The sequence below is a fragment of the Paraburkholderia hayleyella genome (genome assembly GCF_009455685.1).
Taxonomy (GTDB): domain Bacteria; phylum Pseudomonadota; class Gammaproteobacteria; order Burkholderiales; family Burkholderiaceae; genus Paraburkholderia; species Paraburkholderia hayleyella.
In genome coordinates this window covers 2959516-2972148 of sequence record NZ_QPES01000001.1, presented here as the reverse complement: position 1 = coordinate 2972148, position 12633 = coordinate 2959516, and the positions used below count along the sequence as shown (strand labels likewise).

Genomic DNA, 12633 nt, shown 5'->3' with positions numbered 1-12633 from the left:
CCAATATGCCAGACCGTCAGGCGCCTTCGGCACGGGTCAGCAGCATGGCATCGCCGTAGCTGAAAAAGCGGTAACGCCCGGCAATGGCATGCCGGTAGGCCGCACGAATCGGCTCGACGCCCGCAAACGCGGACACCAGCATGAGCAAGGTCGATTTCGGCAAATGGAAGTTGGTGACCAGCCGGTCCACCACACGGAAGCGATAGCCTGGCGTGATGAAAATAGTGGTCTCGGCGCTTGTGGCGGCGAGGGGGTGACCTGCAGCTTCGGCATCGCGGGCGGCCGCTTCGAGCGCTCGCATCGCCGTGGTGCCGACTGCGATCACGCGCTTGCCGCGCGCGCGCGTGGCCGCGATCTGGTCGACGAGCGCAGCGGGCAACTGGTACCACTCGCTGTGCATGGTGTGTTCCGCCAGGTTTTCGGTGCGAACGGGCTGGAAGGTTCCGGCGCCGACATGCAGCGTGAGCGTGGCGCGCTTCACCCCGCGTGCGTCCAGCTGATCGAGCAGGGCCGAATCGAAATGCAGGCCCGCCGTGGGCGCGGCGACGGCGCCGGGATTTTGCGCGAAGACCGTCTGATAGCGGGTTTCATCGACGGCGTTAGGGTCGTGCGCGATATAGGGCGGTAGTGGCAGGCGGCCGTACTGTTCGATCAGGGGCAGGCAGGCACGCGGGAAATGCAGCGTGTAAAACGGCTCGACCCGTTCTCCTACCGTCACGTTGAAGGCATCGGCCAGGCGCAGCGTGCTGCCAGGCGCCGGGCTTTTGCTGGCGCGAATTTGCACGAGCGCAGTGCATTCGCCGGTGAGCCGCTCGACCAGCACCTCGATTTTGCCGCCGCTGGCTTTCTGGCCGAGCAGGCGCGCCTTGAGCACTTTGGTGTCGTTGAATACCAGCAGGTCGCCGGGTTCGAGGCAGTGAGGCAAATCGGCAAAACGGCGGTCGATGAGCCGGGTGGTCTGGCCCTTGTCCTTGTCTTCGTGGGCGACTTCCAGCAGACGGCTCGCGCTGCGTTCGGGCAGGGCTGTTTGCGCGATGAGCTCAGGGGGCAGCGCGAAATCGAAATCAGAAAGCGTGAGCATGCGAAAAGGCTGCCAGGTGCAGCAAGCAAGAATTGGAGAGGAAAACCCAGGCTGGACAGGGGGAGGACGGCGAGCGGCTATGATGGCGGGGCGCTGTAGCGGCCTTGCCAGCCGTATGCGGGCAGATTGCGCCTTTCCCTGAAACAAGCCGACATTGTACTTGCGAAGCTTCTCATGCCTTTGCCTGATTCCCCTCATTTGCCAACCGATGCGCCAACCGATGCGCCAACCGATGCGCCAACCGATGCGCCAACCGATGCGCCAACCGATGCGCCAACCGAAAACTCCGGTCAGCCTGGCGCGGGCGCAACAATAAAAAAGGCGAAAGCCGTCAAAGAAGCGAAGGCGGCAAAAAAGCCCCCATCAGCCCCGCTCAAAACCGCGGACAAACTCGCGCGGCTAGGCCTCACGCGCGATATCGACCTCGTGCTGCACCTGCCCATGCGTTACGAGGACGAAACGACACTCATCCCGCTCGCCGAGCTGCTTCCTGGTGAGCTCGCGCAAACCGAAGGCGTGGTTTTCGACAACGAAATCACGTATCGCCCTCGTCGCCAGTTGCTGGTGAAACTGCGTGATGCTCGCAGTGGCGAGGGCAAAGACGGCATCGGTGGCGAACTGATACTGCGCTTTCTTAATTTTTACGGCTCCCAGGTTACGCAGATGGCGCCGGGCACCCGCTTGCGCGTACGCGGCGACGTGCGTGGCGGCTTCTTTGGCATCGAGATGGTGCATCCGGCTGTGCGAGTCATCGATGAAGACACCCCCCTGCCACAAGCGTTGACGCCGGTGTACCCCGCCACGGCGGGCGTGTCCCAGGCGTATTTGCGCCGTGCCATCGACAACGCGCTGGCGCGTACCGCGCTGCCTGAGCTGCTGCCGCCTGCGGTGACGCAGACGTATCTGGCGCCGCTCGGCTTGCCGCCGCTGCTCGAGGCGGTGCATACGTTGCATCACCCCAGCGCTGATCAGGACGATACGGCGCTGATCGACGGTACGCATCCGGCGTGGTCGCGGATCAAGTTCGAAGAGTTGCTGGCGCAGCAGATGTCGCTCAAGCGCGCCCACGATGCGCGCCGCCTGCGCGCGGCGCCCGCGATGCCACGCTGTGCGGCGGATGATGCGGCGTCGCTGGTGGGGCGTCTGGCGCGGGCGTTGCCGTTTGCGTTGACCGCCGCGCAAGCGCGGGTGCGCGATGAGATCGCCTATGACCTGACGTTGGCGCATCCGATGCAGCGTCTGTTGCAAGGAGACGTGGGCAGTGGCAAAACCGTGGTGGCCGCGCTCGCCGCCGCGCAGGCGATCGACGCGGGGTATCAGGCGGCCTTGATGGCGCCGACCGAAATCCTGGCCGAGCAGCACGCGCGCAAGCTGCGCGGCTGGCTGGAGCCGCTGGGTATCGGAGTGGCCTGGCTGGCGGGCAGTCTGAAAGCGCGCGACAAGCGCGCCGCGCTGGAAGCCGCGGCCCTGGGCACGGCTCAACTGGTGATTGGCACGCACGCCATGATTCAGGAGAGCGTCGAATTCGCGCGTCTGGGGCTGGTGATTGTCGATGAGCAGCACCGCTTCGGCGTCGAACAGCGGCTGGCGTTGCGCGCCAAGGCGCACCATGCGGCGGCTGGCGCGCAGGATTTTCAGCCGCATCAACTGATGATGTCGGCCACGCCGATTCCGCGCACGTTGGCCATGACTTATTACGCCGATCTCGATATTTCGACGATTGACGAGTTGCCGCCGGGCCGCACGCCGGTCGTGACCAAGCTGATTGCCGACGCGCGCCGCGACGAGGTGATTGGCCGGGTGCGAGAGGCCGCGCTCACGGGCCGTCAGGTCTACTGGGTATGTCCGCTCATCGAGGAAAGCGAGACGCTGCAGTTGCAAACCGCCGTCGAAACCTGTGAAACACTGCGCGCGGCCTTGCCCGAACTGAACGTTGGTCTGGTGCATGGCCGCTTGGCAAACGCTGAAAAAGCCGCGGTGATGGACGCTTTCACGCGCAACGAAGTGCAGTTGCTGGTGGCGACGACGGTCATCGAAGTCGGGGTGGATGTGCCCAATGCCTCGCTGATGGTCATCGAGCATGCCGAGCGCTTTGGGCTGGCCCAGTTGCATCAGTTGCGTGGCCGCGTGGGGCGCGGCAGCGCGGCCTCGGCGTGTGTGCTGCTCTACAGCGGGCCGTTGTCGCAGGCTGCCCGGGCACGGCTGAAAACGATGCGTGAAACTACCGATGGTTTCGAGATCGCCCGCCGTGACCTTGAAATTCGTGGCCCCGGCGAGTTTCTCGGCGCGCGTCAGTCGGGCGAGGCGATGTTGCGCTTCGCCAGTCTTGAACAGGACGGCTGGCTGATCGAGCCTGCCCGCGAGGCCGCGGCCCATTTGCTCGAAGCGTGGCCCGAGGTGGCAGCACAGCATCTGGCGCGCTGGCTCGGCGTGCGCGAACAGTATCTGAAAGCCTAGCGAATTATTTATGAGATAAACGGAAGCCCCGGTGGGCAATGGGTTGGCGAAGTTCTGGCATGGGTGTATAACAGAAACCTATCGAATTCATAAACTGATTGATCCCCCTATGACGCTAACTGAACTGAAATACATTGTCGCGGTGGCGCGCGAACGGCATTTTGGTCGCGCTGCGGAAGCCTGCTTTGTTAGCCAGCCGACGTTATCGGTGGCCATCAAGAAGCTTGAAGATGAACTCAACGTGCAGATTTTCGAGCGCGGCACGAGTGAAGTGAGCGTGACGCCGCTCGGCGAGCAGATTGTCACGCAAGCCCAGCGTGTGCTGGAGCAGACGCTGGCCATCAAGGAAATAGCCAAACAGGGTAAAGACCCGTTAATGGGGCCATTGCGCCTCGGCGTGATCTACACGATTGGGCCGTATCTGTTGCCGACGCTGGTCAAGCAGATGATTCAGCGCGTGCCGCAAATGCCGCTGATGCTGCAGGAAAATTACACACTGAAGCTGATCGAACTCCTCAAGCAAGGCGAGATCGACGTGGCCATCATGGCGCTGCCTTTTCCTGAGACAGGGCTGATGCAGCGCCCGCTTTACGATGAGCCTTTCGTGGTGGCGCTGCCTGCCGGCCACGCCTGGGAAACGCGCGCGAAGATCGACCCCGACGAGCTTAAGCACGAAACGATGCTCTTGCTGGGCAGTGGGCATTGCTTCCGAGATCACGTTCTGGGCGTTTGCCCCGAGCTGATGCGCTTTTCGCAAAATGCCGATGGCATTCAGAAAACGTTTGAAGGCTCATCGCTCGAAACCATCCGCCATATGGTTGCCAGCGGCGTGGGGATTACCGTGTTGCCGCGCATGTCGGTTCAGGAGGTCAAGCCGCAGGCGGCGGGCGTGGACGCTGGCTTGCTGAGCTATGTGCCGTTTGACCAGCCCGTGCCCATTCGACGCGTGGTGCTGGCCTGGCGCAAGAGCTTCACGCGGATGCCGGCTATTGAAGCGATTTGCGAGGCCATTGCCGCTTGTGATCTGCAAGGCGTGCAAAAGCTCGATATGCCTGCGGCGCTGAGCTAGCGCGAGATGTCGTGGTGCGGGCGCCAGACTGCATCTAAAGAGGCGCGTAGTCTGGTTTGTTCCGGTTCCGGTATGAGCAGCACAAACTTCTTTGTCTAATCCCTTTGTTTAAACCTATTGCATAGATTTAATTAATCAAATCATATTAATCAATAGTTTTGTTATAGTTGCCTCCATGAGTTGTCCGCTTCGTTGTCCGCTTCGTTACCGGCTACGTTGCCCACCTGGAGGACGCCATGCGGCGGCAGGCGCGATTGGCCGCTACGTTGATCGGGAAGAGGCGATGACTATATAGTCAGCCGGGCGTGCTGTTCCTGCTGTTTGATGCGGGTTCAGCGTGACGCAGGATGAAGGCGGAGGTAAGCATCATGACCGCGAGAAAACGGGACGAAGGTTGCGCGGGTTCAGCCGGTGGCGGCTGCAACTATTGTCACGGCGTGCGGTTAAAACAAATGCTGGGGCTGGCGCTTGTCGTGAGTGGTTATGGCGTGTTCGCCCTTGACCCCGCACGCGTGCTCGGCGCTTTCTGAGCTTTCCTCTGCATTCAGGTGGCGGGAGCGGGCGCCGCACTGCACAAAAGCCGCTAAACTGTCGGGCGTCCAGCAGGACACATCGGGACCACATTGGAGCGCTCACCGGGTGCATGTACCGTGAGAGCATCCCAGCCAGTTCGTATCACTCTTCAAAGGAGTCGTCATGGCCAAAAAAAGTGAAGCCGTACAGCACGTCAATATCGGTATCAGTGACAAGGACCGCAAGAAAATCGCAGAAGGCCTGTCGCGCCTTCTTGCCGACACCTACACGCTCTATCTGAAGACGCACAACTTTCACTGGAATGTGAAAGGGCCCATGTTTAATACGCTGCACTTGATGTTCGAGACGCAATACACCGAACTGGCCGCTGCGGTTGATCTGATCGCCGAGCGCATTCGCGCACTGGGTGTGGCGGCGCCTGGCAGCTACAAGGAATTTGCGCGGTTATCGTCGATTCCGGAAGCCGATGGCGTGCCCGCAGCCGAAGACATGATTCGGCAGTTGGTAGAGGGTCAGGAAGCCGTGGTGCGGACCGCGCGCCAGATTTTCCCTGTGGTCGATTCCGCCCATGATGAGCCGACTGCTGACCTGCTTACGCAGCGCATGCAAACGCATGAAAAAACCGCATGGATGCTGCGTTCGATGCTGGCCTGAGCCGCGCACTAGGCAAACAGACCAATTCATGCCCGCCAGTTTTTGGCGGGCATTTTTTATGCCGTAGTGTTTGTGCGAGTTCTTCCTGGAACGGTTGAGGGTGATACCGCGCATGATTCAATGAATGTTTGCCGGCGGTGGCACGGCTCGACGCGGCAGCGTTTGCCCTGTGTATGTTCCCGCTAATCTTTTAAAATGGCGCCACCCTTTTTCTGACTCTTCGGGTTTAGCCATGTTCGCTCGACTTCCGCTTTACTTGCGTCTTGTTCGCATGGACAAGCCGATTGGCAGCCTGCTGCTGCTTTGGCCAACGCTCAACGCACTATGGATTGCATCGGACGGCCGCCCCGCATGGTCGCTGCTGGTGATTTTCGTACTGGGTACGGTGCTCATGCGTTCAGCCGGGTGCGCGATCAATGATTATGCCGACCGCGATTTCGACCGTCACGTCAAGCGTACCGCAAACCGTCCTTTGGCCTCAGGCCAGATCAAGGCATGGGAGGCCGTTACCGTGGCGCTGGTGCTGGCGCTCATTTCATTTCTGCTGATCTGGCCGCTCAATGGGTTCACGAAGATGCTGTCGGTTGCGGCTTTGTTCGTGGCGGGATCGTATCCGTTCACCAAGCGCTTTCTGGCGATTCCCCAAGCCTGGCTTGGTATTGCCTTTGGCTTTGGCATTCCGATGGCGTTTGCGGCTGTGCAAAACCATGTGCCGCCCTATGCGTGGGTGATGCTGCTGGCGAATGTATTCTGGGCCGTGGCCTATGACACCGAATACGCGATGGTCGACCGCGATGACGACATCAAGATTGGCATCCGTACTTCGGCATTGACGTTCGGCCGTCACGATGTGCTGGCCGTGATGCTGTGCTATGCCGCGACGCTGGGTATTTACGCGGGGCTTGGCGTGGTGCTGCGCTTTACCTGGCCGTACTGGCTGGGCTGGATGGCGGCGCTGGGATGCGCCGCCTATCACTACACCTTGATTTGCCATCGGGAGCGGATGGCATGCTTCGCCGCGTTTCGTCACAACAACTGGCTAGGCGGTGCGCTCTTTGCCGGTATCGCTGGGCATTACGCATTGATGGCCTGCTGAGAGTGTTGCCGGCACTCACGGTGGCTTGTCGCCGCAGGCGTGGCTGCCGCCACTGCCACTGCCACCACGCGCGCTTACTGCTGGCCGAACTCTTCGCCCATTGCTTTTGCCCGCGCATCGGCGGCCAGTGCGCCGCGCACGATAGCGTCCCTGACGCCTTGTGCGTCGAATGCATCGAGCGCGGCTGCGGTGGTGCCGCCTTTTGACGTCACGCGCTCGCGCAAGACACTGGCCGGTTCATCGGATTGCGCCGCCAGTTGTGCGGCACCGGTGAATGTCGCCACCGCCAGCGCACGTCCCTGAGCCTCATCGAGGCCCAACTGGCGTGCCGCCTCCTGCAACGCTTCGATAAAGTAAAAGACATAGGCTGGGCCGCTGCCGGAAATGGCGGTGACCGCGTCGATCTTCGCTTCATCCTCCACCCACACCGTTTGTCCGACTGCCCCGAGCACTTGCGTGGCCAACGTGCGTCCTGCCTCATCGACCCCGGCGGTAGCTGCGAGCCCCGTGATACCCATGCCGATCAGCGCGGGTGTGTTGGGCATGGTGCGCACGACGCGCGCATGGCCGTTCAGCCAGCGCGACAGGTCATCGGCGCGAATGCCTGCGACGATGCTGATCACCAGTTGCGCTGCGTCCAGATGCGAGGCGAGCGCTGCCGCTACGTTTTTCACGATTTGTGGCTTGACCGCCAGCACGATGGCATCGAATGAGGCCAGCGCCGCGCTGGCCTCGGCGGCAGTCTCGATGCCGAATTGCTCCGCGCAGCGCTGGCGGGCATCTGCGTTAGGGTCGATGGCATACACACTGGCAGGCGCCACGCCGCGTTTGAGTAGCCCGCCGATGAGTGCCGCAGCCATGTTGCCGCTGCCAATAAAAGCAATTTTCATGAGAGCTCCGGAAGGGTCAGTGAGAGTGATGACGTGTGCCAAAGATTGCTGTGCCGATGCGCACGAGTGTGGCGCCTTCGAGTACGGCCGCTTCGAGATCGGCCGACATGCCCATCGACAACGTATCAAGTGCGAGCCCGTCTGCGCGCAGATGCTCAAACAGCTCGCACAACTGGCGGTGGGGCAGGCGTTGGGCGCTGAGGGTGTCTGCCGCTTCGGGAATGGCCATCAGGCCGCGCAGACGTAGCCTGGGCAGCGCGGCGACCTGATGCGCGAGTGCCGCGGCTCCGGCTGGCGTGACACCGCTTTTCGAGGCTTCGCCGCTCACGTTGACTTGCAGGCACACGTCGAGTGGTGCAAGCGCTGCCGGGCGTTGTTCGGACAGGCGCTGCGCTGTTTTCAGGCGGTCGACGGAATGCACCCAGTCAAAATGTTCTGCAACAAGGCGGGTTTTGTTCGATTGCAGGGGCCCGATGAAATGCCATTTGAGCGAGGCGCGCAGATCGGCTAAAGCCTCGATCTTGAGTAGCGCTTCTTGCACGTAGTTTTCGCCGAAGGCGTGCTGGCCCGCCTCATGAGCGGCGCGAACAGCATCGGCGGGAAAGGTCTTGGAGACGGCGAGCAGACTGACCGAGCCTGGCGCGCGTCCAGCGAGCTGGGTGGCCTGAACGATCCGTTGCTGGACAGCATCGAGGTTGTGAACGAGATTGGACATGAAGCAAAAGAAGGACGGCAAAAGCAATGCAAACGATTATACGGACGCCATCGTGTGTCGCCACCTGGCCGAATGGCCGAGGTGACGCGGTTAGTGGGACAGCATATGCTCAACGAGTTCGATCCAGTGAACCACAGGGGTGGACGTCCCGCTTTGCAAATGAGCGATGCAGCCGACGTTAGCCGAGAGGATGAGTTGCGCGTCTTTGGCTTCCAGCTGTTCCAGCTTTTGGTCGCGCAGTGCGTAGGCCAAAGTGGGCTGGGTCAGTGTGTAGGTACCGGCTGAGCCGCAGCAGAGATGACTATCCGCTGGCAGGCGGACCTCAAGGCCTAATGCGCCCAGCAATTGTTCGACCTTGCCGCCAAGGCGCTGCCCGTGTTGCAGCGTGCAGGGCGGATGAAACGCCACGGTGTGGATCGCGGGCACAGCGTGTACCGGGCTGGGTTTGCTACAGGAGGCGATGAGACGGACGAGGGCATCTTCGTGGCTGGACAGTACTTCAGCGATATCGTGCGTCAAGCTGGCGATGCGCTTTGCCTTGGCGGCATAGACGAGGTCGGCGCGCAGCAGGTGGGCGTATTCCTTGGCCGTGACGCCGCAGCCAGAGGCATTGATCACGATCGCTTCGACACCCTGTTCGACATAGGGCCACCAGGCGTCGATGTTGGCACGGATGTCATCGAGCGCTTCGTTGTGGTAGCCCAGATGCAAGCGGATCGCGCCGCAGCATCCGGCTTGCGGTGCGACCAGGGTTTCGATCCCGAGCGCGTCCAGCACGCGCGCCGTGGCGATGTTGACGTTGGGCATCATCGACGGCTGGACGCAGCCCGCCAGCATCAGCATCTTGCGTGCATGTTGGGCGGTGGGCCATGCCAGGGCACGCTGGCGCACGGGCACCTTGTCGCGCAAGGCCCGGGGCAGCAATGGGCGAATGTGCTGGGCAAAGCGCATTAATGGGGTAAAGAGTGCGCTATTGGGTACGAGGCTTGCCAGCATGCGGTGCAACAGGCGTTGACGGAGCGGCCGGGTGATTTTTTCGGCAGCCATCTTGCGTCCGATGTCGAGCAGCCGCCCGTACTGCACGCCAGAAGGACAAGTGGTTTCACAACTGCGGCAGCTTAAGCAGCGATCCAGATGCATCTGCGTGCTGCGTGAAACACTGGCGCCCTCAACCATTTGCTTGATGAGATAGATGCGCCCACGCGGCCCGTCGAGCTCATCGCCGAGTAGCTGATAGGTTGGGCAGGTTGCAGTGCAAAAACCGCAGTGCACGCATTTGCGCAAAATGGCATCGGCTTCGATGCCATCGGGCGTATTACGAATGAAGTCCGCGAGACGGGTTTGCATCACGTATTCAGAAGTCGGGATAAAGGCGGCCGCGATTGAAGATACGCGCCGGGTCGAATGCCGCTTTCAGGCCTCGATGGATTTTCATCAGTGGCGCCGAAAGCGGTGTAAATACGCCAGCTCCGCGGTCATAGGCCGGGCCGCAGCGAAACAGGGTGGCATGGCCGCCAGCCTGTTTCGCACTGATGCGGACGGTCTGGGCATCGGTATCGGTGATCCACCAGCGCTGACTGCCGCCCCATTCCATCAATTGTGCGCCAGGCAACTGCAGGGGCTCGGTCACCGAGGGCAGCGCCAGCCTCCATAGAGCCTCGTTAGATCCGACAACGGCAAAAAATGGATCGGTGTGCTCACGCAAACCGGCCCAGAAACGCCCGGCTTCCACCGCATCGACGACTTCGCCGCCCAGCATGGTGCGAGCGGTTTTTACAGCGGCTTCCGCGCCGCTAAGACGCAGCGCCAGGGTGCCGTCGCGCCAGGCGCTAGCGCTGACCGGTAGTGGCCGGCCGCCCCATTCGTTGAGCTTGCGCACCGCATCGGTGCCGTTCATGTCGAATTTCAGCGTAGCTTCCGCTTTCGGCTGAGGCAGTACTTTGAGCGAGAGCGACATCATGAGCGCCAGGGTGCCCAGTGAACCGGCGAGCAGACGCGAGACGTCATAACCGGCAACGTTCTTTACGACCTGGCCGCCGAACTGCAACACCTCGCCCCGGCCATTCATCAGGGTCACGCCCAGCACGAAGTCACGCGCAGCACCTGCTGTCTGGCGGCGCGGCCCGGCGAGTCCTGCTGCAATGCAGCCGCCTAGTGTGGTTTGCGTGCCAAAGTGAGGGGGTTCGAACGCAAGCATCTGGCCATGTTCGGCGAGCGCGGCTTCGATCTCGCCAAGCCGCGTGCCGCAGCGCGCCGTGATGACGAGCTCGGCCGGATCGTAGGCCAGAATGCCGTGATAAACGGTGGTATCGAGAATTTCGCCTTCGAGCGTCTCGCCGTACCAGTCTTTTGTGCCACCGCCGCGAAAGCGTAGCGTGCGTCCTTCGAGGCTGGCCGCCCGGATCTGTTCGGTCCAAACGGCGACGATCTCGTCCTCTTGCATGGTGCCTTGTATCGTTGGTCTATCGGTCGATTGTATCGGGCAGTACTGCACAGGTAACTCAGCGCAGACCCGCAGTTCCTTGTGCTCCAGTACGGACGGCTCCCGATTCGCCCGCGAAAGCCGCAGGGTAGTCAAAACCTTGGCAAGTCAGGGTGTGGCAGCAAGCCGCCACGCACATGCATCCTGCCGTACTCCGCGCAGCGCGCCCGTGTTGGGATGCCCTTGTCGGGGTTGAGCAGGCCCGGTGGATCGAAGGCGCGCTTTACGGCATGAAACGCGTCGCATTCTTGCGGCGAAAACTGCACACACATCGAATTGATTTTTTCGATGCCCACGCCGTGTTCGCCCGTAATGGTTCCGCCCAGTTCGACACAACATTCGAGGATGCCAGCGCCGAATGCTTCTGCACGGCGCCATTCGTCGGGATCGTTGCCGTTAAAGAGAATCAGCGGATGCATGTTGCCATCGCCCGCATGGAACACGTTGATACAACGCAAGCCGTGCTGGGCGCCCATCATTTCGATGCGGGCGAGCAGGGGGCCGATGCTGCGGCGGGGCACCGTGCCATCCATGCAGTAGTAATCGGGCGAGAGTCGTCCTGCTGCCGGAAATGCATTTTTTCGTCCGGACCAAAAACGTAGCCGCTCGCTTTCCGAACGCGAAATCTGGATGCGGGTGGCGCCGAATTCGCGCAGTACCGCGCTCATGCGGATGATTTCGTCGGCGACTTCTTCCACCGTGCCATCTGCTTCGCACAGCAGGATGGCGGCCGCATCGAGATCGTAGCCGGCATGGACGAACTTCTCGACAGCGTGCGTGGCTGGTCGGTCCATCATCTCAAGCCCCGCCGGGATCAGGCCCGCGGCGATGATGCCGGCCACGGCGTCGCCCCCCTGGATCACATCGCTAAAGCTGGCCATGATGACCTGGGCGGTTTGTGGCCGCGGGATCAGTTTGACGGTGACTTCGGTCACGATGGCAAACATGCCTTCACTGCCGATCAGTACGGCCAGAAGATCTAGCCCTGGTGCATCGGGAGCGAGCGAACCGAACTCGACGATATCGCCATCCATGGTGATGGCGCGCACCCGCAGCACGTTATGCACCGTGAGGCCGTATTTCAGGCAATGCACGCCGCCCGAGTTCTCAGCGACATTGCCGCCGATGGTGCAGGCGATTTGCGATGAGGGGTCGGGCGCGTAGTAAAGCCCATAAGGCGCGGCGGCTTCCGAGATAGCGAGATTGCGCACGCCTGGTTGAAGCGTCGCGGTGCGCGCGTAAGAATCGACTTCGATGATTTTGCGCAGGCGCGAGAGCGACACCACGATGCCATGCTGGATGGGCATCGCGCCGCCTGACAAGCCGGTACCCGCACCACGCGGCACGATGGGCACGTCCAGCCGCCGGCAAATTTGCACGATGCGCTGGACTTGCGATTCGGTTTCCGGCAACGCTACGGCAAGCGGCAAGCACCGATAGGCGGCGAGGCCATCGCAATCGTAAGCGGCCGTGTCTTCTTCGCGGTATAGCAGGCAATGGTTGGGCAATACAGCCATCAGCGCCTGTACCACTTCGCGCTGGCGCTGTGCCAATGCCAGTGCCGTATCTGACGGCTCGGCGGGGGCATTCATTCGGGTCTCCTCCTGCTCTGGGGGGGGGCGCGGATCAAGCCGCGCTCACTGGCCCGCTAGTTG

Annotated in this window: 11 protein-coding genes; 5 read left to right on the top strand and 6 right to left on the bottom strand. The window is 61.7% G+C overall.

All coding sequences use genetic code 11. From position 1 onward, the window contains the following. Positions 1–16 precede the first annotated feature (16 nt). On the bottom strand, positions 17–1081 hold the full coding sequence (gene queA, locus GH657_RS13005) for a tRNA preQ1(34) S-adenosylmethionine ribosyltransferase-isomerase QueA (protein ID WP_153101297.1): 1065 nt from the start codon (positions 1079–1081) through the stop codon (positions 17–19). A 174-nt stretch (positions 1082–1255) separates the two neighbouring features. On the opposite strand from queA, the gene recG reads away from it, so the two are divergent. The 5 genes from recG (at position 1256) to ubiA (ending at position 6891) form a co-directional block, all read left to right on the top strand. Beyond that, positions 1256–3538 carry an ATP-dependent DNA helicase RecG gene (gene recG / locus GH657_RS13000; RefSeq protein ID WP_153101296.1) on the top strand — a complete coding sequence of 761 codons (2283 nt, stop codon included), beginning with the start codon at positions 1256–1258 and terminating at the stop codon, positions 3536–3538. Positions 3539–3647: 109 nt separating this feature from the next. Further along, positions 3648–4607 carry a hydrogen peroxide-inducible genes activator gene (locus GH657_RS12995; protein WP_153101295.1) on the top strand — a complete coding sequence of 320 codons (960 nt, stop codon included), beginning with the start codon at positions 3648–3650 and terminating at the stop codon, positions 4605–4607. Positions 4608–4975: 368 nt separating this feature from the next. After that, positions 4976–5137 (top strand): hypothetical protein, encoded by a 162-nt coding sequence (locus GH657_RS12990; protein ID WP_153101294.1) that lies wholly within the window; start codon positions 4976–4978, stop codon positions 5135–5137. 166 nt (positions 5138–5303) lie between these two features. After that, positions 5304–5795 (top strand): Dps family protein, encoded by a 492-nt coding sequence (locus GH657_RS12985; RefSeq protein ID WP_153101293.1) that lies wholly within the window; start codon positions 5304–5306, stop codon positions 5793–5795. Between the two features lie 232 nt (positions 5796–6027). Continuing rightward, positions 6028–6891: a 4-hydroxybenzoate octaprenyltransferase gene (ubiA, locus tag GH657_RS12980; RefSeq protein WP_153101292.1), complete on the top strand. Its 864-nt coding sequence runs from the start codon at positions 6028–6030 to the stop codon at positions 6889–6891. A gap of 74 nt (positions 6892–6965) precedes the next feature. Here ubiA and proC read toward each other — a convergent pair whose 3' ends face one another. From proC to GH657_RS12955, 5 genes are all read right to left on the bottom strand, one after another. Further along, on the bottom strand, positions 6966–7781 hold the full coding sequence (gene proC, locus GH657_RS12975; protein ID WP_153101291.1) for a pyrroline-5-carboxylate reductase: 816 nt from the start codon (positions 7779–7781) through the stop codon (positions 6966–6968). Positions 7782–7797: 16 nt separating this feature from the next. Continuing rightward, positions 7798–8496, bottom strand: a complete 699-nt coding sequence (locus GH657_RS12970; protein WP_153101290.1) for a YggS family pyridoxal phosphate-dependent enzyme — start codon at positions 8494–8496, stop codon at positions 7798–7800. 90 nt (positions 8497–8586) lie between these two features. Further along, positions 8587–9843 (bottom strand): glycolate oxidase subunit GlcF, encoded by a 1257-nt coding sequence (gene glcF / locus GH657_RS12965; RefSeq protein ID WP_153101289.1) that lies wholly within the window; start codon positions 9841–9843, stop codon positions 8587–8589. Between the two features lie 7 nt (positions 9844–9850). Continuing rightward, positions 9851–10939: a glycolate oxidase subunit GlcE gene (glcE, locus tag GH657_RS12960; RefSeq protein ID WP_153101288.1), complete on the bottom strand. Its 1089-nt coding sequence runs from the start codon at positions 10937–10939 to the stop codon at positions 9851–9853. 131 nt (positions 10940–11070) lie between these two features. Then, positions 11071–12570, bottom strand: a complete 1500-nt coding sequence (locus tag GH657_RS12955) for an FAD-linked oxidase C-terminal domain-containing protein (protein ID WP_153101287.1) — start codon at positions 12568–12570, stop codon at positions 11071–11073. Between the last annotated feature and the right edge of the window lie 63 nt (positions 12571–12633).

Bases quoted from the DNA above. Each gene is read 5' to 3' on its own strand.
- proC (WP_153101291.1), bottom strand. From the start codon at position 7,781: ATGAAAATTGCTTTTATTGGCAGCGGCAACATGGCTGCGGCACTCATC.
- GH657_RS12995 (WP_153101295.1), top strand. From the start codon at position 3,648: ATGACGCTAACTGAACTGAAATACATTGTCGCGGTGGCGCGCGAACGG.
- queA (WP_153101297.1), bottom strand. From the start codon at position 1,081: ATGCTCACGCTTTCTGATTTCGATTTCGCGCTGCCCCCTGAGCTCATC.
- GH657_RS12985 (WP_153101293.1), top strand. From the start codon at position 5,304: ATGGCCAAAAAAAGTGAAGCCGTACAGCACGTCAATATCGGTATCAGT.
- glcF (WP_153101289.1), bottom strand. From the start codon at position 9,843: ATGCAAACCCGTCTCGCGGACTTCATTCGTAATACGCCCGATGGCATC.
- ubiA (WP_153101292.1), top strand. From the start codon at position 6,028: ATGTTCGCTCGACTTCCGCTTTACTTGCGTCTTGTTCGCATGGACAAG.
- glcE (WP_153101288.1), bottom strand. From the start codon at position 10,939: ATGCAAGAGGACGAGATCGTCGCCGTTTGGACCGAACAGATCCGGGCG.
- GH657_RS12970 (WP_153101290.1), bottom strand. From the start codon at position 8,496: ATGTCCAATCTCGTTCACAACCTCGATGCTGTCCAGCAACGGATCGTT.
- GH657_RS12990 (WP_153101294.1), top strand. From the start codon at position 4,976: ATGACCGCGAGAAAACGGGACGAAGGTTGCGCGGGTTCAGCCGGTGGC.
- GH657_RS12955 (WP_153101287.1), bottom strand. From the start codon at position 12,570: ATGAATGCCCCCGCCGAGCCGTCAGATACGGCACTGGCATTGGCACAG.
- recG (WP_153101296.1), top strand. From the start codon at position 1,256: ATGCCTTTGCCTGATTCCCCTCATTTGCCAACCGATGCGCCAACCGAT.